Here is a 22,862-nt window from a genome sequence, read left to right on the forward strand (position 1 = left end):
CAAAGGCCCCGATGATGATGCAAACCCGTTCCCCCCGTTACTCCGCGTTCTGGCTGTTCCTGTGCTGCCTGCTGACCACCGCGCCGCTGCTGGCGCGGGCGGAGACCATGATCCCCCGGCCGCCCCAGGTGGAGGCGCGCAGCTATCTGCTGCTGGACGCCAAGAGCGGACAGATTCTGGTCGAGCACGACGCCAACAAGGAGCTGCCGCCCGCCAGTCTGACCAAGATGATGACCGCCTATCTGGTGGAGAAGGAGATCCAGAGCGGCAACATCAACGAGCAGGACATGGTGCCGATCAGCGTCAAGGCCTGGCGCATGGGCGGTTCGCGGATGTTCGTCAAGGAAGGCACCCGGGTGCCGCTGATCGACCTGCTCAAGGGTGTGATCGTGCAATCCGGCAACGACGCCAGCGTGGCCCTGGCGGAATACGTGGCCGGCTCCGAGGACGCCTTCGCCGACCTGATGAACAACCAGGCCCGCCAGCTGGGCATGGACCACACCCACTTCGTCAACGCCACCGGCTGGCCGGCGGAGAACCACTACACCACCGCCCACGACCTGGCCTGGCTGGCCCGCGCCATCATCCGCGACTACCCGGAACACTACGATATCTACGCCGAGAAGGAATTCACCTACAACGGCATCACCCAGCCCAACCGCAACCTGCTGCTGTGGCGGGACGAATCCGTGGACGGCCTGAAGACCGGCCACACCGAGGAAGCGGGCTATTGCCTGGTGTCCTCCGCCAAGCAGGACGGCATGCGCCTGATCGCGGTGGTGATGGGCACCGATTCCGAGGCCGCCCGGGCCCGCGAATCCCAGAAGCTGCTGAGCTACGGTTTCCGCTTCTATGAGACCTACGAAGGCTATGGCGCCGAGGACGTGCTGGACACCCCGGAGGTGTGGCTGGGCGAGGCCGACCAGGTGCGCCTGGGCCTGGACGAAGCGCTGGTGCTGACCATTCCCAAGGGCAGCCGCGACCAGCTCAAGGCGGAGATGAGCATCCAGCCGGAACTGCGCGCGCCGATCCAGAAGGGCCAGCAATACGGCACCCTGACCGTGCGGCTCGGCGACGAGCAGCTGGTGGAGCGCCCGTTGGTGGCCCTGGAAACGGTGGAACAGGCCGGCTTCTTCTCGCGCATCTGGGACCATGTCGTGCTGTTCTTCAAGGGCCTGTTCAGCTAGCCAGCCCGGGCGCCACTTGGAAACCCCGGGGCGCACCACCATATCCCCGGGTAACCGTTTTTTTCGCGGCGGCGCGCCGCCGCCATCCGAATCCGAGGACCCGCCATGGCCATCCGCGAAGAACTGTGGGACTTCCCGCACGTCATGCAATTGAAAGTGATGGGCGCCGCCGACGCGCCGCTGGAAGAAGTGGTGGTGACGGTGCTGGAAACCCATCTCGGCGATTTCGACCGCTCCATGAACCTGAGCCGCAAGCCCAGCACCAAGGGCACGTTCGTGTCGATCACCGCCAATATCACCGTGCACAACAAGGAGCAGGTGGAAAGCATCTACCGGGACCTGGACGCCAGCCCCCACGTGAAGATCACGCTCTGATGGACGTTCTGGTCCGCCGCCTGCCCAGCGTCGACTACTCGCCCTGCTGGGAGGCCATGCGCGCCTTCACCGGCGCCCGCGACGCCGGCACCGAGGATGAGTTCTGGGTGCTGGAGCATCCGCCGGTGTACACCCTGGGCCAGGCCGGCAAGCCCGAGCACGTGCTGGCCCCCGGTGAGATTCCGGTGGTGCGCACCGACCGGGGCGGCCAGGTCACCTACCACGGCCCCGGCCAGACCGTGATCTACCTGATGGTGGACGTGCAGCGGCTGGGCATCGGCGCCCGCGCCGTGGTCAGCGCCCTGGAGGACAGCGTGGTGGATTATCTGCGCCAGCGGGGCCTGGACGCGGTCAGCCGCGCGGATGCCCCCGGGGTGTACGTGAACGGCGCCAAGATCGCCTCCCTGGGGCTGCGCATCCGTCGCACCGGCAGCTACCACGGCCTGGCGCTGAACCGGGTGGAGGACCCGGCCCCCTGGCGGCGCATCAACCCCTGCGGCCATGCCGGGCAGCCGATGACCAGCCTGGCCGGCGAGGGGCTGGACCCGGACCGGGCCACCGTGGAGCAGGATCTGGTAACGATTCTGGCGGGCCGGCTGGGCCTCACCCCCCGGACAGCGCCTCCGCCGGACTGGTATACTCCTACCCAATCCTGACGCCCAAAAGGCACCCAACCGCGAGAGAGACATCTCCATGAGCGAAGCCCAGGCCAAACGCCCGGCGAAAGCGAAGGTTCAAGTCGGCGACAAACTGCGCGGCGCCGACAAGGTCCGCACCATCCCCCTGGTCAATGAAAGCGCCCCGGTGCGCGAGCGCAAACCGGACTGGATCCGGGTGCGGGTCCCCGCCAGCGGCGAAATCCAGCGCATCAAGACCATGCTGCGCCGGCAGAAGCTGCACACCGTGTGCGAGGAAGCGGCCTGCCCCAACCTGCCGGAATGCTTCGGCGGCGGCACCGCCACCTTCATGATCATGGGCGACATCTGCACCCGCCGCTGCTCGTTCTGCGACGTGGGCTTCGGCCGCCCCAACGGCCTGGACCCGGACGAGCCCCTGCACCTGGCGGAATCGGTGGCCGACCTGGGCCTGAAATACGTGGTGATCACCTCCGTGGACCGGGACGACCTGCCGGACGGCGGCGCCCGCCACTTCGCCGACTGCATCGAGGCGGTCCACGAGAAAAGCCCGGGCACCAAGATCGAAATTCTCACCCCGGACTTCCGCCCCTGCCTGGAAGACGCCCTGGACATTCTCCAGGCCACCCCGCCGGACGTGTTCAACCACAACATCGAGACCGTGCCGCACCTGTACAAGAAGGCCCGCCCCGGCGCCCGCTATGAGCACTCCCTGAAGCTGCTGCAGCAGTTCGGTGCCCGCGTGCCCCAGGTGCCCACCAAGTCCGGCATCATGGTCGGCCTGGGCGAGACCAACGATCAGGTGCTGGAAACCCTGCGCGACCTGCGCGACCACGACGTGGATATGATCACCATCGGCCAGTACCTGCAGCCCAGCAAATTCCACGCGCCGGTGGAGCGCTACGTGCACCCGGACGAGTTCAGGATGTTCGCGGACGAAGGCCGCAAGATGGGCTTCACCTCGGTGGCCTCCGGCCCCATGGTGCGCAGCTCCTACCACGCGGACCTGCAGCACAAGGGCATCGACGTGGGTGATCCGGATAACCTGGGCCACCAGGCCTGAAAGAGAGCGACGGTGATCGCGGCTGAAGTGGTACGCCGCCCGGCCGCGATCACCCGAAGGTAAGAAACGGCACCACCGCCAGCAACAGCACCGCCACGGTGGCCACCAGAAACGCCAGGGTGCGCAGCGGGTGGCGGCGCAGATTGCGCGTCACCGTGGTCACGTCCCCGTCCCGATGGGCCTGTTCGAAGGCCGCCCGTTCCTGTTGATAACGGCGGTTCTGATACGCCGCCAGCAGCGGTTGCGCCCGCTCCCAGTCCTGATCGTGGCGCAGCCACAGCCCGCCGGCGGAAATCCCCCAGACACTGGGCGGCGTCAGAAAGTACTCGATGCCGTGCTCGTCCAGCAGCGCGCACACCTGGTCCCGCTCCTGGTCGGGCACCCGGCGCAGATTGATCAGCAAGATGGACATGAAGACTCGGCCCTGGCGGCATGGCGGGCCACTATATCACGACGCAGAATTTACAATTCCAGTACCCGCGGCCTCCTGACCGGCTGCCGCTTTTCCTCTACGCTATTAGCACGCTAGTAAGCGCTAACCTAAACAGAAGAGCATGCAGTATATGGGGCTTGTCGCGCGATTTCCGGTGCCGTTGATGTTGTTGCTGGTGATGATGGTCACCGTGCCGGTGGCCGGGCTGGCGGACCAGCGGTCGGTGACCGCGTCCAGTCCGGATTGGCCGGTGACGATTCAGTCCAAGCTCAAGGAACTGGACCTGCCCGACGACGCCCTGGCGCTGGCGGCGGTGCCCCTGGACGGCCCCGGGCAGTCCCGCTTCGTCAACGCCGATCGGGTGATGAACCCGGGCTCCACCATGAAGCTGCTGACCACCTACGCGGCCCTGGAGCTGCTCGGTCCGACCTTCAAATGGCACACCCGGGTGTACACCAACGGCGAGCTGAACGGCGACGTGCTCGACGGCGATTTGATTTTCGTCGGCGTGGGCGATCCCAAGCTTACCGAGGAGCGCCTGTGGAAGCTGCTGCGCGACCTGCGCGCCTACGGCATCCGTGAGGTAAGCGGCGATCTGGTGCTGGACGGCAGCTATTTCCAGCTGCCGGACGGCGGCCTGCCGCGCTTCGACGACGACGGTGACAACCCCAACGCGCCCTTCCTGGTGCAGCCCCATGCCCTGCTCACCAACCTCAATCTGTTCCATATCCAGATGATGGGCCGCGCCGACCGGGTGCAGGCCTGGGTGGAACCGGTCACCGACGGGCTTACCCTGGACAATCAGCTGACCCTGTCCAAGGGCCGCTACTGCCCGTCCGGCCGCAGTCTGAAAATCACCCACGGCGTCGATGCGCGCGGCGACCGGGTGGTGACTCTCAAGGGCGCCATGCCGGAAGGCTGCCGGGCCAATCGCTACCTGTCCCTGCTAGATCAGGGCGACTATACCGCCGCTCTGCTGCGCGGCCTGTGGCGCCAGCTGGGCGGAGAGATCCACGGCGCCAACCGCTTCGACCGCCTGCCCCGGGGCGTGGACCTGCTCGCCACCACCTCCTCGCCGGACCTGGTCACCATGGTCCGCGACATCAACAAGTGGAGCAGCAACGTGATGGCCCGGCAGCTGTTTCTGACCATCGGCGCCGAGCACCGCCTGGCCGGCGACGCGGACGACCTGGCCGCCGCCCGGCGCACGGTGCGCGAATGGATGGCGCTGAAGGGCATGAACCCGGATCAGGTGGTACTGGACAACGGCGCCGGCCTGTCCCGGGAAGCGCGCATCAGCCCCATGGAACAGATCAAGATGCTGCAACAGGCCTGGCGCAGCCCGTTCGCCGCCGAGCTGATCGCCTCCCTGCCGCTGGTGGCCATGGACGGCACCATGCACAACCGGCTGCGCGACACCGGCCTGCGCGGCGAAGGCCACATCAAAACCGGCTCACTGACCAATGTGCGCGCGGTGGCCGGCTTCACCCGGGACCGGGACAACACCACCTGGGCGGTGTCCGCCATCGTCAACACGCCGTCGGCGTGGAAGGGGCAGGCGGTGCTCGACCAGGTGCTGGAAGCGGTGCACGGCCTGCCGGCGGAGAGCGCCACGGCGGTGTCGCGCCGCGACACCGGCAAGGCGGCGCCGGGTGGCTAAAAGCGGGCGCGCAACGTCAACGTAATATTGCGCGGCATGCCGTAATAGTTCTGACGGGTGCCCGCGTTGACCTTCTCGTAGTATTTCTTGTCCAGCAGGTTATCCACGTTCAGCGCGACACGGGTGTGTTCGCCCAGCGGGTAACCGGCGAACAGCGACACCGTGGCATAGCCCGGCGCATCCACGGTGGCATTGCCACTGCCCGCGTAAAAGTCGCTGACCGCGCGCACCCCGCCGCCCAGATCCAGCCCGGTCAGCGCCCCGCCGCTGAACCCGTATTTCGCCCACAGATTGACATTGTGACGAGGCGTCAGCGGGCTGAACGTCTCGCCCTCCTGACCGTCCCCCGCCCGCACGTATTCCGTGGAGGTGTAGGCGTAGCCGGCGGTCAGCAACCAGCGCTCGGTCAGATAGCCGCTGATCTCGGTTTCAAACCCTTCGCTGCGGGCGCGACCGAGGGCGACGGAAAAGGTCGGGTCCGCCGGGTCGGGCAGGGCCCGGTTGCGATCCTCGATACGAAACAGGGCGGCGTGCACGTTGAGCCGGCCCTGCATGTACTCACCCTTCAGGCCCACCTCGTATTGCTCGCCGGTGCGCGGCTCGATCTGATCACCGGTGCGGGTCACCGCGTTTTGCGGTTTAAAGATTTCCGCGTAGCTGGTGTAAGCGGACCATTGATCGTTCAACTCGTAGAGCAGAGCGCCGTAAGGGGTAACTTCGCGATCCACATCGTACTCACCGGTGGTGGCGCCGGTGCCCCGGTCGCGGGTGCGTGAGTCCCACCAGGTGCCGCGCAGGCCAAGCAAGGTACTGAGGCGGTCGGTGACGCGCAGGCGGGTACGCGCGTAGACGCCGAATTGCTCCACCTCCGTCACCGACGGACTGCGCCCGCCGTCCACCTCCGCCGGCTCCGTCGGAGGCACGAAGTCAAAGACATTGCCACCGCCCGCCGCCGGGCTGTAGACCACCTGCCCGTACAGATTCAGGTTGTCGCTGCGCCGGTAGTCGGTGCCCACCACCAGATCATGGGTCCGCCCGCCAAAGTGAAACGGCGTATTCAGGTACAGATCCGCGCTGGTGTCCTCCAGCTCGGCGGGAACCACGTAATACGCGGTGGTGAAATCGCCATTGGCGTCCGCCAGGCTGGTGGATTGAATCGACCGATAGGTGCGGTCCCGCTCCACCCGGCGGACCGCCAGCTTCACCTCACCGCCATTGCGCAGGCGGCGCTCCAGCTCGGCGAAACCGTCCAGGGTCTTCATATCCAGGGTGGTCCAGTCGGCGACGATGGCGGTGGAGCGGGGCAGGTCCAGCAACTGCCCGTTCGCTCCCAGCGGCAAACCCTGGTTGGTGATCGCGTCCACCTCCTGCCAGGTCAGCCCCAGCGACAGGGTGGTCATTTCGTCCAGGTCGTATTCCAGGGTGCCGTAGGCCACCTGCTTTTCGCTGTCCATCCGGTCCATATAGGAATCCCGGTCGTCGTAGGCGGCCACCAGGCGCCCGCGCAGCCGGCCATCCTCGGTGAGCGGCCCGGTCAGGTCCGCTTCCCCACGGTAGCTGTCCCAGCGTCCGGCGCTGAGCAGACCCCTGGCCCGGTACTCCGCCAGCGCCCGCTTGCGCGCCAGATTCACCGTGACGCCGGGTTCGCCACTGCCCTGAAACAGGCCGGAGGCGCCGCGCAGAATCTCCACCCGGTCGTACACCACCAGGTCCGTGTCGGTCATGTTGGCGTTGGTCTGAACGTTGATGCCGTCCAATTGGAAGGTGTCCGCCGGATAACCACGGGCAGTGAAGTTATTGAAGTAGCCGCCGCCGTCGAAGCGCTCCACGGTGACACCGGTCACGTATTTCATTGCCTCCGGCAGCGAACTGACACCCTGGTCGTCGAGCCGCTGCCGGGTCAGCACCGACACCGACCGCGGGGTCTCGCGCAGCGATTGCGGCGTTTTGCCCAGCGTCGATTCGAACATTGTGTAAGCGCCGCTGTTCTCGCTGACCGGCGCCCGGGACGGCACCCCCGAGGCCACCGTCACCGGGGCCAGGGCGTGTTCGTCCACCGCCACCAGAGTGACCACGCCGCCCTCGGTGACCCGGGCGGTCAGGCCGGTGCCGGACAGCAAGGCCAGCAATCCCTCCCGCGGCGGGTAGCGGCCCTCCAGGCCGGGGCTGGTCTTGCCGGTGGTCAGACGGGCGTCCACCGACAGGGTCAACCCGGCCTGATGGGCAAAACGACTCAGCACCGTGCCCAGCGGGCCGGCGTCAAGATGATAGTCACGGGCCTGGTCGGCACGGGCGATGCCGGTCAGCGTGCACAGCACCAACAGCAAGCAGGCAAACGGTTTCAATGGCGTCATGGTTCCCCTCGGTAAAACGATGATTCTGTACGGTCATCGGGTTTGCCCCGGGAAAGGGAAAAAGGGGAACTGGCGGAGATGTTTTTTTATCGCGGGCCGACGGTCACCCACCAAGGGGTCAGGTAATCGACCCGCAGCGGCAGGGTTTCCGCCAGGGCACGCAGCACCGCGTCGGTGTCGTTGAGCGGGAAAGCGCCCACCAGTCGCAGGCCGGCCACCTCCGGCTGGCAGCGCAGCACGCCATGACGGTGGCGGGCCAGCCGGGCCAGAAAGCGGTCCAGCCGTTGCCCGTCCGCCACCAGACGGCCCTCGGTCCAGGCCGCCGGTTCGCCCCGCAGTGGCCGGCCGGCGTCCACGCCGGTGGCGTTGAAACCGGCCTCCTCACCGGCGGCCAGCAGGCGGGCCTCGCCGGCTAACGGGGTGATACGAACCCGGCCCTCCAACACGCGCACCGTCACTTGCGCGCCCCGGTCCGCCACCAGAAAGCGGGTGCCCAGTGGTTGCACGGTGCCGGCCACGGTGCGCACGACCAGCGGGCGCGGATCGTCATGGCCGGTGGCCACGCTGATCTCACCATGCACCAGCTCGAGCACGCGCCGGCCCGGGTCATCGCGACGGTTCAGGGCGCTGTCGGTATCCAGCCACAGACGGGTTCCGCCCGCCAGCGTCCACGCCCGCCGCTCTCCCACCGCGGTGCGGTATTCCGCCCGCCAAGCGCGGGCTTGCGGACTGCGCCATCCGTGCCACACCGCCGGCCCACCGGCGGCCAGGGCCGCCAGCCCCAACAGCAGGTGGCGCCGCCGACGCCCGGCCGCGTTCAACGCCGCCCGGGCCGGGCCCGCCGACAGACCGTGGAAATCCCGGTCGATGGCCTCCACCGCCGCCCAGGCCCGGCGGTGACGGGGATCGCCGGCCAGCCAGCTCCGCCAGGCACGGCGATCGGCATCATTCACCGTCTCGGCGTGAAGCACCGCGAACCAGTTGGCCGCCTCTTCCAGCACTCCGTCGCCAAGCGGCGCGCTCATCCCAGGCCCTCCTCGTCGGCGCCCTCATCCACCAGGCGCAGGCACTCCAGCATGGCCCGCGCCATGTATTTCTTGACCATGCGCTCGGAGACGCCCAGCCGCTCACCGATGGCCCGATAGCCCAGGCCGTCCAGCCGCGACATCAGAAACGCCTGTCGCGCACGGGCGGGCAGAGCGCTCAGCCGCGCGTCCACCCGGTACAGGGTTTCCAGCACCAGTTGCCGCTCCTCCGGCGACACCGCCACCGCCGGCGAACGGTGGCGCAGCGCGTCCAGATAGGCCCGCTCGATATCCTGCCGGCGCCAATGATTGGCGAGCAGGCCCTGGGCGATGCGGGTCAGGTAGGCGCGCGGCTCGCGCAGGTCGGCGCCGGCGCGATCCCGGTGCAACAGCCGCACGAAGGTGTCCTGGGCCAGATCGGCGGCGGTTTCCGAGCAACCCAGCCGGCGGCAAAGCAGGGTGCGAAGCCAGCCCAGATGGTCGCGATACAGGCTGGCCACGGCGGATGAAGGAACGGACGACACGGGGTTCTCCGCGAACGATGACGCCGCCACCTTATAAGAAAATGAGAATCGTTAACAGACAGAACCGGGCGCCGCCGTCCGTGGCGTCGTCGCCCCTGCCCGCTACCAGCGGTAGCTCAGGCTGCCCTGCAGGGTGCGCTCCTGGCCGAAGTAGCAGCGGCCGGCGTTGTTGCAGGCGGTAAAGTATTCCTTGTCGAACAGGTTCTGGACGTTCAGGTCCAGGGCCCAGCCGCCGGTGAAGCGATAGCCCAGGGCCAGATCCGCCAGCACCACCGCGTCGGTTTCCAGTTCCCCATAGAGGTTGGAGTAGGCGTAGGTTTCGCCGATGTAGCGCAGGCCGCCGCCCAGGCGCAGACCGGCCAGGTCGCCGTCGGTGAAGCGGTAGTGGGCCCAGGCGGACGCCTGGTCCTTGGGCACGAACACCATCTGCTCGTCCTCCTGCAAGGAACCGGGGGCGTCCTCGGTGATGCGCGCGTTGGTGTGGGTGTAGGAGGCGGTCACCCGCAGCCGCTCACTGAGCGCGCTGGTCAGTTCCACTTCCACCCCTTCCGAGCGGCTTTCCCCCACCTGCCGGTAGTCGCCCAGGGTGCCGTCGTAGATCACATCGTCTTCCTTGCGCAGGTCGTAGACCGACAGGGCCAGTTCCGTGCGGCTGCCCGGCGGGGCGATTTTGACGCCGGCTTCCACCTGCTCGCCGGTGATCGGGTCCAGGCTGCCCCGGGTGCTGGACAGCTGCTGCACCGGCACGAAGCTGGTGGCGTAGCTGAGATAGGGTGAGACGCCGTTGTCGAACTGGTACATCAGGCCGCTTTGCCAAGTGAAGGCCTCATCGTCGGTGTCCAGGTCGGTGCCGGACACCGCGTCTTCATACTCGCTGTCCACGGTGTCGTAGCGGCCGCCGAGCAGCACGATCCAGTCGTTATAGTGGCCGTGCCACTGGCCATAGAGGCCGGTCATTGCCTGGCGGGTCACCGCGTCCTGCTGCAGCAGCGGCGTGGCCGGCTCGGCGCTCCATTGCGGATCGAACACATCAATGGTTTCCCCCATGCCGGCGTACCAGAGCTGCGACCAGTGGGAGCGGTCGTAACCGAGCCCGAACAGGAGCGTCTGCTCCAGGGCGCCGGTGCGCAGTTCCCCTTCCAGCTGATTGTCCACCGAGAAGGTGTAGGCCCGGTTACTGCGGTCGTAGGCGGCGGTGTTCACCCGGGTGCCGAAGCCGCCGTCGTCCAGCGGCTGCCACCAGATCTCGTGGCGTGACACCCGGGACTCCAGATAACGGGCGTTCTGGCGGAACTGCCAGGCGTCGTTGAACCAGTGCTGGTACTCGTAGCCCAGGGACCAGACCTCCCGCTCGAAGTGATCCCAGTCCGGGTGGCCGATCAGGGTGCTCCGGTCCAGCTCACCGTTGGGGTTGTACAGCAGGGTGCCGGCGGCGGGCAGGCCCAGTTCCAGTTTAGTGGTGTCCTTCTGGTAGCTGCTCAGCAAGGTCAGGGTATCGTCGTCGCTCAGTCTCAGCGTCAGCGAGGGCGCCAGATAAACCCGGTCGTCGGGCATATGGTCGGTCTGGGTATCGGCCTCGCGGCCCAGCATCACCAGCCGGCCCAGCACCTTGTCGCCGGCCAGGGGCCCGGACACGTCCACGCCCAGTTGCCGGCGGTCGTAGCTGCCGTAGGTGGCGCGCACCTCGCCGCGGGCCTCGTGGGTGGGTCGTTTGCTGACCAGATTGACCAGGCCGCCGGGGGCGTTCTCGCCATACAGAATCGAGCTGGGCCCGCGAAACACCTCCACCCGTTCCAGGCCGTAGGGCTCGGTGGTGGTGTCGTAGCGGTTGGGCTGCACGCGCAGGCCGTCCCGGTACAGGCCATAGCCATAATCGGTGGCATTGAAACCACGGATAAAGAAGAAGTCGCCGGCCAGGCCGTCGCCGGCGGCCAGCGGCGGCGCGAAGATGCCGGGCACATAGCCGAGCGCGTCGGTGAGGGTCTGGGAGCCCTGGTCCTCCAGGCGCTCGCGGGTCACCACGCTCACCGAGCGGGGCGTTTCCGACAGCGGTACCCGGGTCTTGGTGGCCACCAAGCTGTGCGCGGCCTGATAGCCCCGGTCCGGGCCGATCACCGACCCGGCGCTGGCGGCGGTCACCGATACCGGGTCCAGGGCGTTGGCCTGGCCGGCGTCATACAGCGTGGCAGTGCGGTCGTCGGCGAAGCGCGCCATCAGGCCGGTGCCGGCCAGCAGTTCGGCGAGCCCTTGGCGGGGCGCGTAGCGGCCCCGCAGGCCGGTGCATCGTTTGCCGGCGGTGAGCTCGCCGGCAGCGCTCAGATAGAGGCCGGCCTGGTCGGCGAAGCGGTTGAGGCAGCGGCTCAGCGGGCCGGGCTCCACCTGGAAGTCGACCAGGACGGCGTTCTCCGTGGTGCCCTCGGTGGCGTTCTGGGCGGACGCCGGGACCGGCACCGCCGCCAGCGGCAGGCCGGCCAGGGCCAAGGGCAGCAACAGGGGCACGGACAGGGCCAGGGGGCGCAAGGGTGAAAACGGCATGGACAGGGTTCCTCCCGGAAAAAATCGCGTTGTTATGGAAGGAATCGAACGACGGTGGGTCGGGGGGAACCGTGATTCGTTTTTTTATCTTATCGCGAGGGTCTGGCACGGGTTCTCCAGCCGGGTCGCGATTCCGGGCGGCGCCCTTCCGGGAACGCCGTGAACCCGTCCCTGGGGGCTCCCTTTCGAACGTCCTGTTCTCAAAGGTCCCGAAAGGGCGCCGCGCGGAATCGCTCAGAGGAGCACACCGGCGCAAAAAAGGAGGGGGGAAAGGGGTCAGGGCGCCGCGGGTTCCAGGGTGACCCACCAGGGCAGCACCCGGCGGACCCGGATCGGCAGGGCCCGTTCCAGCATGGCCAGGGCCCGGTCGGTGTCGTCCAGGGGGTAGGTGCCCATCACCGGCAGGCCGGCCACTTCCGGGGCCACCGCCAGGTGGCCGTGGCGGTAGCGGGCCAGTTCCTCCACCAACTCGCCCAGGGGGCGCTCCTCGGCCACCAGCAGCCCATGGGTCCAGGCCTCGGCGGACGGGTCGGCGGGACCGGTCGGGCCGATCCGCTCGCCGTCGAAACGCACCTGGCGGCCGGCGGGGACGCGCCGCTCCTCACCGCCGCGGGCGGTGCGCACCCGCACCGCGCCCTGGTACACCGACAACCGCGAGCCCCGGTCCTCCTGGCGCACGTCGAAACGGGTCCCCAGGGGCCGCAATTCGCCGTCACCGGTGATCAGATCCAGGGGCCGGGGGTCCCGGCCGGTGTCCACCAGCACCTGCCCCCGCACCAGGGTGAGCCGGCGGCGCTGGCGGTCGTAATCCAGGTTCACGGCGCTGTCCGTGTTCAGCCACAGGCGGGTGCCGTCCTCCAGGGTCAGGGCACGGCGCTGGCCCACCGGGGTGCGGTAATCGGCGCGCCAGGCCCGGGCCAGGGACGGCAGCGGCGTGTAACGCCAGCCGGCGCCGGCCAGCAGGCCGGTGCCCGCCAGTACCGCCAGCCCCTTGAGCGCCCGCCGTCGCGACAGCCGCTGCTGCCGGGCCCGTTGCAGGGTACCGTCGCTGAGCGCCGCGTCGCCGTCGCGCAGCCGCGCGAAACGGCGCCCCACCGCTTCCACGTACTCCCAGGCCCGGCGATGGTCCGGGCTGGCACTCAGCCAGTGGCGCCAGGCCGTCCGCTGGGCCTCGGAGACGCTGTCGTCACCGAGCAGCGCGAACCATTCCGCCGCCTGCTCCAGGCTGTGATAGTCCGGAGCAACGCCCTCGCCGCCGCTCACCGGCCCGCCCCTTCGTCCACCGGCGCCGCAAGCGGCCCGGCAAGGCCGCCCGCTTCCTGGTGCAGGCGAACTTCCAGCAGGGCGCACTCCAGCATGGCCCGGGCCATGTATTTCTTCACCATGCGCTCGGACACGCCCAGCTCGGCGCCGATGGCCTTGTAGCCCTGCCCGTGCAGTTGGGCCATCAGGAAGGCGCGGGCCACCTTCTCCGGCAGCCGCCGCAGCATGGCGTCCACCCGATACAGGGTCTCGATCACCGCCACCCGGTCCTCGGCGGAGGGCGCCACCGGCTCCGGCTGTTCCGCCAGCGCCACCAGCCACGCCTGCTCGATCTCCCGGCGCCGCCACAGGTCCACGCACAGGCCCCGGGCCATGCGGCTCAGGTAGGCGCGGGCACCCGCCGGGCTATCGAAGCGGCGCGGCCGCGCCAGCAATCGCAGAAAGGCGTCATGGGCCAGATCGGCGGCGGTCTCCGAGCAGCCCAGGCGGCGCCGCAGCAAGCGCTGCAGCCAGCCATGGTGGTCGGTGTACAGATCAGCGATGGACTCGGAGGTGTCCATGAAAGGGATTCCAACGGCAAGCGAGGGCAAGATGCCCTTAATGTGAATTGTTCTCATTCTCTATTCACCGGCCGCCCGGGTCAATCGCCGCCGGCGTTCCGTGACGTGGCCGACACCCGGCGGAATGCTATGCTCGCGGGGTTTTCTCATTCATCCCGGCCGGGAGCCATCATGATCATCGTTCACCATCTGGAACACTCGCGCTCGCAGCGCATCCTCTGGCTGCTCGAGGAATTGGAACTGCCCTACGAAATCGAGCACTACAAGCGGGACCCGAACACCAGCCTGGCGCCGGAGAGCCTGCGTCGGGTGCACCGGCTCGGCAAGGCGCCGGTGATCAGCGACGGCGCCGTGGTAATGGCGGAGTCCGGCGCCATCCTCGAATATCTGGTGGAGCGCTACGGCGACGGTCGCCTGAAACCGGCCACCGACACGCCGCAATGGCTGGATTACGTCTACTGGATGCATTTCGCCGAAGGGTCGCTGATGCCGCTGATGGTGATGAAGCTGGTGTTCGGCCGGGTGGCCAACGCGCCGATGCCGTTTTTCGCCAAGCCCATCGCCCGCAAGATCAGCGGCAAGATGAACGGTCAGTTCCTGCAGCCGCGCATCCAGGACCAGCTGGAGCTGGTGGAGGATCACCTGTCCCGCCATACCTGGTTCGCCGGCGACCAAATGAGCGCCGCCGACGTGCAGATGAGCTTCCCGCTGCAGGCCGCCGCCAGCCGCGCCAATCTGGACAACCTGCCGCGCATCCGCGATTTCATCCAGCGGGTGGAGGCGCTGCCCGCCTACCAGCGCGCCATTGAGCGCGGCGGCCCGCTGCAATTGCTGGGCGGCTGAATACCGCCGTCCTCGGACGCCGCCCCGGGCGGCGTCCGGTCAATGCAATTTGTGACACAGGTCAAAAACTGACCGGGCGTTTCTGACGCCGTCCCCGCCCCCGTTTATGCTCGATTCCAGGTCAGCCGCTCCGGTTCTGAATAATTACAAAGCACAAACAGTAACTCACTGTTTTAAGGCGAATTACCGGCCTAAGCTGCGGTGACACCACTATTCGGATGGTAACAAGTCGGCTTTTCGACCGATGCGGGGAACTATGATCCTACTCTACTTCTTGATCGCTCTGGCTCTGGGGTTCGTGATTTCCGAAGGCGTGCAACGTTATCTGGCGCGCCGCCGGGGCTCCTGACGGCCACTTGACGCCGGTTAAACTCTGTTAAAGCCGTGAACCCCGTCACGGTGTGTTGTCTATACTGACACTGTCCACTCGGGACACACTCCAATCAGGACCCACTGATTCGTTGTCAGGGAGACACACCATGAAAAAAGCACTCTACACCCTTGGTCTTGCCGGCACTTTGGCCCTGGCCGCCTGCCAGAGCCAGCCGATGGACCCGAAAGCCAGCAGCACCGTTTATCAGGGCGTGCTGCCCTGCGCCGACTGCGCCGGCATCAAGACCACCCTCACTCTGTACCGCGATCAGGACGGCAAGGCGTCCCGCTACGAACTCGACCAGAGCTATCTGGGCAAGGGCCGCGAGAAGGACAGCAACAGCGACAAAGGCAACTGGGCGGAGCAGCGCACCGACATGGACGGTCGCGATTACCCGGTGTTCGTGCTGAACCCGGAACAGCCGGATGAGCAGATGCGTTTTCTGCGGAACGCCACCAACGCGGTGGAGCTGCTCAACGCCGAAGGCAAGCGCATCAATTCCGAGTTCAACTACATTCTGATGCAGCAGTAATCCCGCCCCGATCCGCCCTGCCCCGAAAGCGGTCACCGGCCGCTTTCGGACCCGCTTCTCCCCCCTTCCGTGCCCTCCTTGTGTGCAAATAGGAATGACTTGCATTCAGTATTGCAAGTGCTAGACTCCCGGCACTCTGGCGGCACCGTCCTGTTATGACCATCTCCGATGGCGACGGCCGCCCGTCAACAGGAGTCCGGACATGACCTCTTTCCTGCAATTTCAACTTCCCGATTGGTTCGTCGCCGGCGGCGCCGCCATGTGGGTTCTCGCTCTGATGTCAGTGGTCGGCCTCGCCACCCTGATCGCCAAGATTCTGCAATTCGCGCGCCTGCGCCCGGTCTCCAGCAAAAAGGCGGACGCCCTGCTGGAGAGCCTGGAGCGCGGCCGTACCCCGGAGGAAAGCACCCCGGGTAACGCCCCCATCGACCGGGTGATCCTGACCGCCTGGCGGAACCGCGGCATGACCCCGGCCAGCTGGGAAGAAGACAGCCTGCGCCGGGGCCGCGAGGCCCTGGAAGAAATGCGCGGCGGCCTGCGTGCCCTGGAAGTGATCAGCGCCCTGGCCCCGCTGGTGGGCCTGCTGGGCACCGTGTTCGGCATGATCGGCGCCTTCCAGGCGCTGGAGTCCGCCGGCTCCCAGGTGGACCCGTCGATTCTGTCCGGCGGTATCTGGGAAGCCCTGATCACCACCGCCGCCGGTCTCACCGTGGCGATCCCCGCCCTGGCCGCCTTCCATTGGGCGGACCGCACCATCGAGCTGTGCCGGGAAAAGCTGCAGGACCGTCTGGCCCGCCTGAAGGTACAGCTCCGTGGCGTGGCGGACAGCGCGCCGGCGGCCCGCCATCAGGCCGCCGACGAAGCACCCCGCCGCCAGGCGGTGGCCGGCTGACACCATGCACCTGGAACCGGAACGTCACCGTTCACCGAGCATCAGCCTGACGCCCCTGATCGATGTGGTGTTCATTCTGCTGGTGTTCTTCATGCTGGCCAGCCGTTTCGGCGACTGGAAGGACCTGCCGGTGAACGTGCTGCCCGCCGAGGAAAGCGCCGACCAGCAGGATAAGGACTGGCTGACCCTGACCGTGGAAGCGGACGGCCAGGTGGCGATCGGCGACAACCGTTACGCCATCGATGAGCTGGCCGATCACCTGGACAGCGGCCGTACCGTGCTGATCACCGGTGAGCCGGAGGCGCCGCTGCAGGCGGCCATGGCCACCCTGGACGCGGTGCGCGCCGCCGGCGTCAAGGATGTGCAGCTGGAGTTGATGCCATGAATCTGGAATCGCCGGACAGCGGTCGCCGCCCGCCCCTGGAGCCGGTGCTGCCGCTGATCAACGTGGTGTTCCTGCTGCTGATCTTCTTCATGGTGGCCGGCCAGCTGGCGCCGCGCCCGGAAGGCGACGCCACCGCCCCGGACAGCGCCACCGCCGGCACCGAGGAAGACCTGGAACAGCTGCTGCTGGTGCTGGACACCGACGGGCGCCTGCTGCACGACGGCCAGCCGGTGGATGCCGGCCAGGTCACCGAGCTGGTGCGCGACTATCAGGCGCAAGGCGACCGCCGACGCGCCGAGGAGGCCCTGATTCGTCAGCAAACCGAAGCCGCCGAACAGCAGGACCCGGTGCGGCTGCTGGCCGACGCCGGCACGCCCCTGAAAAGCCTGCGCGAAAGTCTCGACCTGCTGCGCGATGCCGGCGTCGAGGAAGTCCGTCTGGTTACCCGGAGTGAGAGCGCCCCGTGAGTCGTAAACCGCGCCTGATTCTTGCCTGGACCCTGGCCCTGCTGGCCCATGGCGCCTTTCTGGTGGGCATCGAAAGCCTGACCCTGGCCGGCGGCCGCCCGGCCAAGCCCGGCGTGGAGCAGGCGGTGACCCTGAGCCTGGCCCAGAAGCCCACCACCGACACCGTCAGCACCGCGCCGCAGCCGGCCCCGGAGCCCAAGCCGGCCCCCAAACCCGAGCCGAAACCGGAGCCCAAACCGAAGCCGAAGCCCAAGCCGGAACCGAAGCCCGAGCCCAAGCCGAAACCCAAACCGAAGCCCAAGCCCGAGCCGAAACCGGAACCGGTGCCCGAGCCGCAACCGCAGCCCCGGCCGGAGCCGGCCCCCGCGCCGCAGCCGGCGGCGCCGGCGGACCAGGTGGATGAGCAGACCCGCACCGCCTCCGGCCAGCAGCAGCCCCAGGGCCAGAAGGGCCGCGCCGGCGACCCGGGCAAGGGCGTGCACCGCAGCGGCGACCACGACAACCTGCTCAACCGCTACCTGGCCAAGGTGCGCGACACCATCGAGTACAACAAGGAGTACCCGGCGCGGGCGCGCATGCGCCGCCAGCAGGGCGTGGTGGAGGTGAGTTTCCAGCTTAACGGCGATGGCCGGGCCCTGGACGTGACCCTGAAAAGCAGCTCGGACAGCCGCATTCTCGATCAGCAGTCCCTGGAACTGGTGCGCCGGCTGCGCTTCCCGGAGCCGCCGCCGGAACTGGCCGGTGAACCGATCTCGGTGACCGTGCCGATTCATTACACTCTGTAGACCATAAGGCGGATCGCGGTCATTCGACCGCGATCCGCGCCTCAGGGGTGGCTGGCCCGCAGCGCCGTCAGCAGCTTCTCGTGCACACCGCCGAAGCCTCCGTTGCTCATCACCACCACGTGCAGCGGCCCGGATTCGGCGGCCACCGTGGCCACCAGTTCCTGCAGATCCCGCGACACCGAGGCCGGCACCGGCGAGTCCGCCACCACCGGATCCAGGGACCAGTCCAGCCCCGGCGGCTGATACCAGATCACCCGGTCCGCGTCGGCGGTACTGGCCGCCAGGGCGTCCCGGTGGCGGCCCAGACGCATGGTGTTGGAGCGCGGCTCGATCACCGCCAGCACCCGCTCCTTGCCGACCTTGCGGCGCAGGCCTTCCAGGGTCGTGGCGATGGCGGTGGGATGGTGGGCGAAGTCATCGTAGACGCGCACGCCGCCGACCTCGCCACGCAACTCCATGCGCCGCTTCACGCCCTGGAACTCGCACAGGGCGGCGGCGCCGTCCGCCAGGGTCACGCCCACATGGCGGGCCGCCAGCAGCGCCGCCATGGCATTGTTGACGTTATGCCGGCCGGTCAGGTCCCACTCCACCCGGCCCGCCTCGCGGCCGTTCTCCAGCACGGTAAAGGCACCGCCGTCTTCGCGCTCCAGCCGGTAGCCGGGCTCGCCGCCTTCGGCGAAGCGTTCCACCTCGCTCCAGCAACCCTTCTCCAGGGTCGCTTCCAGGGCCGCCTCGCCGGCGGGCAGGATAATGCGCCCCTGGGACGGGATGGTGCGGATCAGATGGTGAAACTGGGTCTGGATGGCGCCCAGATCGGCGAAGATATCCGCGTGGTCGAATTCCAGATTATTGAGGATGGCGGTGCGCGGCCGGTAATGGACGAACTTGCTGCGCTTGTCGAAGAAGGCGGTGTCGTACTCGTCCGCCTCCACCACGAAAAACGGCGTCTCGCCGAGGCGGGCGGAAACACCGAAGTTGCCGGGCACGCCGCCGATCAGATAGCCCGGCGCCAAGCCGGCGTGCTCCAGAATCCAGGCCAGCATGGAGCTGGTGGTGGTCTTGCCGTGGGTGCCCGCCACCGCCAGCACCCAACGGCCGGGCAGCACGATCTCGGCCAGCATCTGGGCACCGGAGGTATAGGGCAGCCCCCGGTCGAGCACATACTCCACCGCCGGATTGCCCCGGCTCAGCGCATTGCCCACCACCACCAGATCCGGCGCCGGATCCAGTTGGGCCGGGTCGTAGCCTTCGATCAGTTCAATGCCGGCGGCGGCCAGCTGGTCGCTCATCGGCGGATAGACGTTCTGGTCCGAACCGGTCACCCGGTGCCCGCTGGCCCGCGCCAGCAACGCCAGCGACCCCATGAAAGTGCCGCAGATACCGAGAATGTGAATGTGCATGAAAACCTCGAAAATCAGCTGCAGGCAGGATACAACATCGGCTGCTTGTTTGAATCGTTCGAGGAGAGACCATGCTGACAATAACCGGCCCCGAGGAACTGAACGCCTGGGTGGGCAAGGAACTGGGCGTCACCGAGTGGATGACGGTGAGCCAGGCGCGCATCGATCAGTTCGCCGAGGCCACCGGCGATTTCCAGTGGATCCATGTGGACCGGGAACGGGCCAAACGGGAGTCACCGTTCGGCGGCACCATCGCCCACGGCCACCTGACCCTGTCGCTGATTCCCATGTTCAAGGATCAGATCTACACCATCGAGGGCGTCAAGGCCGGCATCAACTACGGCCTCAACAGCTGCCGCTTCCTGGCGCCGGTGCCCGCCGACGCCCGCGTGCGCGGCCGCTTCCTGATGAAATCCGTGCAGCAGAAAGGCGAGGGCCGCTACCTGCTCTGCAACGAGATCACCATCGAACTGGAGGGCAGCGAGAAACCGGCGTGCATCGCGGAAAGTCTGGGGATGGTGTTGTTCTGAGGGCACCGTAGGAGCGGCTTCAGCCGCGATCATCGCGGGTTCAATCGCGGCTGAAGCCGCTCCTACGGGGGCGTTTTTTTTGCGTCAGTGGCTGATCATCCAGGGCCGCGCCGAGGGAAACATCTTCTTGCCGTCGGCGGTGTAGAACACTTTCGGTTTGGCCTTGGCGTGGTGACAGCAGCCCTGTTCCTTTTCCGAGTGCAGGTTGCCCCGGCGCGGTTCGTGGGCGGCCCGTTCGTTGCGCTCGAAGGCGGCGCGCCGTTGCGGGGCCATCTCCAGCACCGTGGGCGCCACCAGGATCACCCGGGCACACAGGGTGGCGCAGGTGGGGCAGGCGCGGGCCTCACCCGCGTCCGCCACCTCCACCAGTTGATGAAACAGGCCGTGCTCGGCGCACTTGTAGTCGTACAGCGGCATGTCCGCGCCCTCCCCTATTTGTCTTTCGCCAGCGGCACGTCCGGGCCGCCGGCCACGCTGTGCTGGGGCCCGTCCACGCCCGGTTTGAGATCGAAGTCGAAGATGTCCGTGGGCAGCCACAGGGTGGCGCAGGCATTGGGCACGTCCACCACGCCGCTGATGTGACCCTGCACCGGGGCACAGCCGAGCAGCGAGTAGGCCTGGGCGCCGCTGTAGCCGAATTTCTTCAGGTATTCGATGGCATTGAGGCAGGCCTGACGGTAGGCGATGTGCACGTCCAGGTAGTGCTGCTTGCCCTGCTCGTCCACGGAGATGCCTTCGAAGATCAGATAGTCGTCGTACTTGGGCGCCATGGGGCTGGGTTTGAAGATCGGATTCTTGATCGCGTACTTCTCCATGCCGCCCTTGATCAGGCTGACCCGCAGATGGATCCAGCCGGCCATTTCGATGGCGCCGCAGAAGGTGATCTCGCCGTCGCCCTGGCTGAAGTGCAGGTCGCCCACGGACAGGCCGGCGTCCTTCACATACACCGGGAAGTACACCTGGGAGCCCCGCGACAGATCCTTGATGTCGCAGTTACCGCCGTGTTCCCGGGGCGGCACCGTGCGCGCGCCCTCGGCCGCGGCGGCGTCCTTCTCACTGCCCTTGAGCTTGCCCATGTGGGCGGTGTCCGCGTAGGGCAGATTGACCAGGCCGGGCACCCGGTCCGGGTCGGTGTCGTAGAGCGCTTTTTCCCGGTCGTTCCATTCCTTGAGCATTTCCTTGGAGGGCAGACAGCCGATCAGGCCCGGGTGGATCAGGCCGGCGAATTCCACGCCGGGGATGTGGCGGGACTTGGTGAACATGCCGTTGAAGTCCCAGATGGTTTTCTGCGCCTCGGGGAAATGTTCGGTGAGAAAGCCGCCGCCGTTTTGTTTGGAGAAGAAGCCGTTGAAGCCCCACTGGCTTTCGTCGAAGGCGCCGATGTCGAGGATGTCCACCACCAGCAGGTCGCCGGGCTCGGCGCCTTCCACGCCCACCGGGCCGGTGAGGAAGTGCACCTGGGTGAGGTCCACGTCGCGCACGTCCTCGGCGTTGTCGTTGTTCTCGATCTGGCCGCCGGTCCAGTCGTGGCATTCGAGGATAAAGTCGTCGCCGGGTTTGACCATGGCGGCCATGGGGATGTCCGGGTGCCAGCGGTTGTGGACGCCTTCGTTGTCGTAGGGGGATTTATTGAGATCGATTTTGATGATGGTGTCAGCCATGGTGCCTCCGGTTGGCGAGCCTGTTTTGGTTCAGGGTAGGGGTGGGGGGTGGTTTTCGGCATTCGTGAAAGGGCCGAGGGGGGTACGTTGGATGACGTATTGTTCTGGAGGCTTTCTTGGGGTCGGTTTTTTGGGGCGTTATTCGTTGAGGTGGGTTCTCCAGACGGCCCGCAAGCCCACCGCCGGCCCCCCTTCCGGGAACGCTGCGAGTACGTCCATGTACGCTCCCTTTCGAACGTCCTGTTCTCAAGGGTCCCGGAAGGGGGGCCGGCGGTGGGCTTGCTCCTTTGGAGCGTCGTGGGCGGCTCCGTCGGTGAGTGGTGGAGTTGGAGTTATTCGGGGGTGATGTGGAGGTGGTCTTGGTGGAGGGTGGCGTGGAAGCGGGTGTGGTCGGGGTGTTCGAGCAGGGCGCGGGCCAGGGGGGGTTCCAGGTGGGTGCGCAGGCGGCGGGCCAGGTGGCGGGCGCCGTAGGCCGGGTCGTGGTGTTGTTGCAGCCAGGCGCGGGCGCTGTTGTCCAGGGTCAGGTCGGCGTCGCGGCGGGCGAGGCGGTGCTGGAGCCTGGCCAGTTCAATGTCCAGCAGGGCGTCCAGGCGGTCTTCGTCCAGGGTCTGGAAGTGGTGGATGCGGTCGATGCGGTTGAGGAATTCCGGGTCGAAGCGTTGCCGCAGGGCCTGTTCCACTTTCTGTCGGGCAACCGGCTCGCCGTCGCCGAACCAGTTTCGCCAGCCGCGCTGGTGGCGCCGCCGGTGGGCGGCGGCGTCGGCGGCGCCGATGTTGCTGGTCATCAGGATGATGCTGTTGCGGAAGTCCAGGGTTCGGGTGCCGCCGGACAGGGTCAGGCGGCCCCGTTCCAGCACGTTGAGGAGGGTGCGGATCACCTCGCTGTCCGCTTTTTCCAGTTCGTCGAACAGGACCATGCCGGGCTTGCTGTAACTGCCCTGGATGGCGTCCGCGTCAAACAGGGTGTGGCCTTCCTTGCTGCCCACGTAGCCCGGCGGCGCGCCGGTGAGGGCGGCGGCGTAGTGCTCCTGGGCCAGGGTGTTCATATCGATGCGGCACAGGGCATCCGCATAGCCGTGGATGGCCTCGGCGAGCAGCCGGGCGGTTTCCGTTTTGCCGACGCCGGTGGGGCCGACGAAAAGATGCACCGCCAGGGGCCGCTGCGGGTCGCCCAAGTCCGCTTTGAGCACCCAGAGCATGTCTTCCAGTGCGTCCAGCACCGGGTCCTGGCCCACCAGCCGCGCCCGCAGCAGGGCCATTACCCGTTCCGGTTCGAACAGGAAACGCGCCGCCCGTTGCGGCCGGGCGGCGCGGCGTTGCTGGTTAAGCAGTTCCTGGTTCCTTTCCAGGCGATCGTTGATAAACGGCATCATGGAGGAA

General features: G+C 67.4%; 23 protein-coding genes. 12 read left to right on the top strand and 11 right to left on the bottom strand.

Annotated features, from left to right (window positions below; translation table 11 throughout):
* Nucleotides 1-14: 14 nt before the first annotated feature.
* The 4 genes from ACLD0W_RS01425 to lipA all read left to right on the top strand — a co-directional run bounded on the left by ACLD0W_RS01425 (nt 15) and on the right by lipA (nt 3,260).
* Nucleotides 15-1,187, top strand: coding sequence for a D-alanyl-D-alanine carboxypeptidase family protein (locus ACLD0W_RS01425; protein ID WP_410305736.1), 1,173 nt, complete (start codon nt 15-17; stop codon nt 1,185-1,187).
* A 105-nt stretch (nt 1,188-1,292) separates the two neighbouring features.
* A complete protein-coding gene (locus tag ACLD0W_RS01430) occupies nt 1,293-1,562 on the top strand; it encodes a YbeD family protein (RefSeq protein WP_410305737.1) in 270 nt (89 codons plus the stop codon).
* Nucleotides 1,562-2,218 carry a lipoyl(octanoyl) transferase LipB gene (gene lipB / locus ACLD0W_RS01435; RefSeq protein ID WP_410305738.1) on the top strand — a complete coding sequence of 219 codons (657 nt, stop codon included), beginning with the start codon at nt 1,562-1,564 and terminating at the stop codon, nt 2,216-2,218. The genes ACLD0W_RS01430 and lipB overlap by 1 nt, the downstream gene beginning before the upstream one ends.
* 37 nt (nt 2,219-2,255) lie before the next feature.
* Complete coding sequence (lipA, locus tag ACLD0W_RS01440) at nt 2,256-3,260, top strand: lipoyl synthase (protein WP_228232426.1); 1,005 nt, start codon at nt 2,256-2,258, stop codon at nt 3,258-3,260.
* Nucleotides 3,261-3,309: 49 nt separating this feature from the next.
* On the opposite strand, the gene ACLD0W_RS01445 is transcribed toward lipA, so the two are convergent.
* Nucleotides 3,310-3,672 (bottom strand): DUF6164 family protein, encoded by a 363-nt coding sequence (locus ACLD0W_RS01445; RefSeq protein WP_410305739.1) that lies wholly within the window; start codon nt 3,670-3,672, stop codon nt 3,310-3,312.
* 151 nt (nt 3,673-3,823) lie between these two features.
* On the opposite strand from ACLD0W_RS01445, the gene dacB reads away from it, so the two are divergent.
* Nucleotides 3,824-5,353 (top strand): D-alanyl-D-alanine carboxypeptidase/D-alanyl-D-alanine-endopeptidase, encoded by a 1,530-nt coding sequence (dacB, locus tag ACLD0W_RS01450; protein WP_410305740.1) that lies wholly within the window; start codon nt 3,824-3,826, stop codon nt 5,351-5,353.
* On the opposite strand, the gene ACLD0W_RS01455 is transcribed toward dacB, so the two are convergent.
* From ACLD0W_RS01455 to ACLD0W_RS01480, 6 genes are all read right to left on the bottom strand, one after another.
* Nucleotides 5,350-7,707 (bottom strand): TonB-dependent siderophore receptor, encoded by a 2,358-nt coding sequence (locus tag ACLD0W_RS01455; protein WP_410305741.1) that lies wholly within the window; start codon nt 7,705-7,707, stop codon nt 5,350-5,352. The genes dacB and ACLD0W_RS01455 overlap by 4 nt on opposite strands.
* 86 nt (nt 7,708-7,793) lie before the next feature.
* On the bottom strand, nt 7,794-8,732 hold the full coding sequence (locus ACLD0W_RS01460; protein ID WP_410305742.1) for a FecR domain-containing protein: 939 nt from the start codon (nt 8,730-8,732) through the stop codon (nt 7,794-7,796).
* Nucleotides 8,729-9,256, bottom strand: coding sequence for a sigma-70 family RNA polymerase sigma factor (locus ACLD0W_RS01465; protein WP_410305743.1), 528 nt, complete (start codon nt 9,254-9,256; stop codon nt 8,729-8,731). Before ACLD0W_RS01465 ends, ACLD0W_RS01460 begins: the two co-directional genes overlap by 4 nt.
* Nucleotides 9,257-9,358: 102 nt before the next feature.
* Nucleotides 9,359-11,791 carry a TonB-dependent siderophore receptor gene (locus tag ACLD0W_RS01470; protein WP_410305744.1) on the bottom strand — a complete coding sequence of 811 codons (2,433 nt, stop codon included), beginning with the start codon at nt 11,789-11,791 and terminating at the stop codon, nt 9,359-9,361.
* Nucleotides 11,792-12,067: 276 nt separating this feature from the next.
* Nucleotides 12,068-13,054 carry a FecR domain-containing protein gene (locus ACLD0W_RS01475; protein ID WP_410305745.1) on the bottom strand — a complete coding sequence of 329 codons (987 nt, stop codon included), beginning with the start codon at nt 13,052-13,054 and terminating at the stop codon, nt 12,068-12,070.
* Nucleotides 13,051-13,614: a sigma-70 family RNA polymerase sigma factor gene (locus ACLD0W_RS01480; protein ID WP_410305746.1), complete on the bottom strand. Its 564-nt coding sequence runs from the start codon at nt 13,612-13,614 to the stop codon at nt 13,051-13,053. Before ACLD0W_RS01480 ends, ACLD0W_RS01475 begins: the two co-directional genes overlap by 4 nt.
* Nucleotides 13,615-13,785: 171 nt before the next feature.
* Here ACLD0W_RS01480 and ACLD0W_RS01485 point away from each other — a divergent pair, with 171 nt between their 5' ends.
* The 6 genes from ACLD0W_RS01485 to ACLD0W_RS01510 all read left to right on the top strand — a co-directional run bounded on the left by ACLD0W_RS01485 (nt 13,786) and on the right by ACLD0W_RS01510 (nt 17,891).
* On the top strand, nt 13,786-14,457 hold the full coding sequence (locus ACLD0W_RS01485) for a glutathione S-transferase (protein ID WP_410305747.1): 672 nt from the start codon (nt 13,786-13,788) through the stop codon (nt 14,455-14,457).
* Between the two features lie 479 nt (nt 14,458-14,936).
* A complete protein-coding gene (locus tag ACLD0W_RS01490) occupies nt 14,937-15,362 on the top strand; it encodes a copper resistance protein NlpE (RefSeq protein ID WP_410305748.1) in 426 nt (141 codons plus the stop codon).
* A gap of 202 nt (nt 15,363-15,564) precedes the next feature.
* A complete protein-coding gene (locus tag ACLD0W_RS01495) occupies nt 15,565-16,254 on the top strand; it encodes a MotA/TolQ/ExbB proton channel family protein (RefSeq protein WP_410305749.1) in 690 nt (229 codons plus the stop codon).
* 4 nt (nt 16,255-16,258) lie between these two features.
* Entirely contained in the window at nt 16,259-16,639 is a 381-nt protein-coding gene (locus ACLD0W_RS01500; RefSeq protein ID WP_410305750.1) for an ExbD/TolR family protein, read from the top strand.
* Complete coding sequence (locus tag ACLD0W_RS01505) at nt 16,636-17,106, top strand: ExbD/TolR family protein (protein WP_410305751.1); 471 nt, start codon at nt 16,636-16,638, stop codon at nt 17,104-17,106. Before ACLD0W_RS01500 ends, ACLD0W_RS01505 begins: the two co-directional genes overlap by 4 nt.
* Nucleotides 17,103-17,891, top strand: coding sequence for an energy transducer TonB (locus ACLD0W_RS01510; protein WP_410305752.1), 789 nt, complete (start codon nt 17,103-17,105; stop codon nt 17,889-17,891). The genes ACLD0W_RS01505 and ACLD0W_RS01510 overlap by 4 nt, the downstream gene beginning before the upstream one ends.
* Before the next feature lie 41 nt (nt 17,892-17,932).
* On the opposite strand, the gene mpl is transcribed toward ACLD0W_RS01510, so the two are convergent.
* Nucleotides 17,933-19,291, bottom strand: a complete 1,359-nt coding sequence (gene mpl, locus ACLD0W_RS01515) for a UDP-N-acetylmuramate:L-alanyl-gamma-D-glutamyl-meso-diaminopimelate ligase (RefSeq protein WP_410305753.1) — start codon at nt 19,289-19,291, stop codon at nt 17,933-17,935.
* Between the two features lie 71 nt (nt 19,292-19,362).
* On the opposite strand from mpl, the gene ACLD0W_RS01520 reads away from it, so the two are divergent.
* Nucleotides 19,363-19,821 carry a MaoC family dehydratase gene (locus tag ACLD0W_RS01520; protein ID WP_410305754.1) on the top strand — a complete coding sequence of 153 codons (459 nt, stop codon included), beginning with the start codon at nt 19,363-19,365 and terminating at the stop codon, nt 19,819-19,821.
* Between the two features lie 84 nt (nt 19,822-19,905).
* Here the strand turns inward: ACLD0W_RS01520 and ACLD0W_RS01525 are convergent, their stop codons facing one another.
* The 3 genes from ACLD0W_RS01525 to ACLD0W_RS01535 form a co-directional block, all read right to left on the bottom strand.
* Nucleotides 19,906-20,238, bottom strand: coding sequence for an FmdB family zinc ribbon protein (locus tag ACLD0W_RS01525; protein ID WP_410305755.1), 333 nt, complete (start codon nt 20,236-20,238; stop codon nt 19,906-19,908).
* Between the two features lie 14 nt (nt 20,239-20,252).
* Nucleotides 20,253-21,482 (bottom strand): formamidase, encoded by a 1,230-nt coding sequence (gene fmdA, locus ACLD0W_RS01530; protein ID WP_410305756.1) that lies wholly within the window; start codon nt 21,480-21,482, stop codon nt 20,253-20,255.
* A gap of 332 nt (nt 21,483-21,814) precedes the next feature.
* Nucleotides 21,815-22,855 (bottom strand): AAA family ATPase, encoded by a 1,041-nt coding sequence (locus ACLD0W_RS01535; protein ID WP_410305757.1) that lies wholly within the window; start codon nt 22,853-22,855, stop codon nt 21,815-21,817.
* Nucleotides 22,856-22,862: the final 7 nt, after the last annotated feature.

It is taken from the genome of Alloalcanivorax sp. C16-1 (assembly GCF_046507805.1).
In the GTDB taxonomy this organism is placed as follows: Bacteria; Pseudomonadota; Gammaproteobacteria; order Pseudomonadales; family Alcanivoracaceae; genus Alloalcanivorax.

Excerpts from the sequence above, each read along its gene's own strand:
- ACLD0W_RS01470 (WP_410305744.1), bottom strand. The coding sequence starts at position 11,791 with ATGCCGTTTTCACCCTTGCGCCCCCTGGCCCTGTCCGTGCCCCTGTTG.
- ACLD0W_RS01495 (WP_410305749.1), top strand. The coding sequence starts at position 15,565 with ATGACCTCTTTCCTGCAATTTCAACTTCCCGATTGGTTCGTCGCCGGC.
- ACLD0W_RS01480 (WP_410305746.1), bottom strand. The coding sequence starts at position 13,614 with ATGGACACCTCCGAGTCCATCGCTGATCTGTACACCGACCACCATGGC.
- lipB (WP_410305738.1), top strand. The coding sequence starts at position 1,562 with ATGGACGTTCTGGTCCGCCGCCTGCCCAGCGTCGACTACTCGCCCTGC.
- ACLD0W_RS01505 (WP_410305751.1), top strand. The coding sequence starts at position 16,636 with ATGAATCTGGAATCGCCGGACAGCGGTCGCCGCCCGCCCCTGGAGCCG.
- ACLD0W_RS01535 (WP_410305757.1), bottom strand. The coding sequence starts at position 22,855 with ATGATGCCGTTTATCAACGATCGCCTGGAAAGGAACCAGGAACTGCTT.
- ACLD0W_RS01520 (WP_410305754.1), top strand. The coding sequence starts at position 19,363 with ATGCTGACAATAACCGGCCCCGAGGAACTGAACGCCTGGGTGGGCAAG.
- mpl (WP_410305753.1), bottom strand. The coding sequence starts at position 19,291 with ATGCACATTCACATTCTCGGTATCTGCGGCACTTTCATGGGGTCGCTG.
- ACLD0W_RS01460 (WP_410305742.1), bottom strand. The coding sequence starts at position 8,732 with ATGAGCGCGCCGCTTGGCGACGGAGTGCTGGAAGAGGCGGCCAACTGG.
- ACLD0W_RS01490 (WP_410305748.1), top strand. The coding sequence starts at position 14,937 with ATGAAAAAAGCACTCTACACCCTTGGTCTTGCCGGCACTTTGGCCCTG.
- ACLD0W_RS01425 (WP_410305736.1), top strand. The coding sequence starts at position 15 with ATGATGCAAACCCGTTCCCCCCGTTACTCCGCGTTCTGGCTGTTCCTG.
- ACLD0W_RS01430 (WP_410305737.1), top strand. The coding sequence starts at position 1,293 with ATGGCCATCCGCGAAGAACTGTGGGACTTCCCGCACGTCATGCAATTG.
- ACLD0W_RS01500 (WP_410305750.1), top strand. The coding sequence starts at position 16,259 with ATGCACCTGGAACCGGAACGTCACCGTTCACCGAGCATCAGCCTGACG.
- ACLD0W_RS01455 (WP_410305741.1), bottom strand. The coding sequence starts at position 7,707 with ATGACGCCATTGAAACCGTTTGCCTGCTTGCTGTTGGTGCTGTGCACG.
- lipA (WP_228232426.1), top strand. The coding sequence starts at position 2,256 with ATGAGCGAAGCCCAGGCCAAACGCCCGGCGAAAGCGAAGGTTCAAGTC.
- ACLD0W_RS01445 (WP_410305739.1), bottom strand. The coding sequence starts at position 3,672 with ATGTCCATCTTGCTGATCAATCTGCGCCGGGTGCCCGACCAGGAGCGG.
- fmdA (WP_410305756.1), bottom strand. The coding sequence starts at position 21,482 with ATGGCTGACACCATCATCAAAATCGATCTCAATAAATCCCCCTACGAC.
- ACLD0W_RS01525 (WP_410305755.1), bottom strand. The coding sequence starts at position 20,238 with ATGCCGCTGTACGACTACAAGTGCGCCGAGCACGGCCTGTTTCATCAA.
- dacB (WP_410305740.1), top strand. The coding sequence starts at position 3,824 with ATGGGGCTTGTCGCGCGATTTCCGGTGCCGTTGATGTTGTTGCTGGTG.
- ACLD0W_RS01485 (WP_410305747.1), top strand. The coding sequence starts at position 13,786 with ATGATCATCGTTCACCATCTGGAACACTCGCGCTCGCAGCGCATCCTC.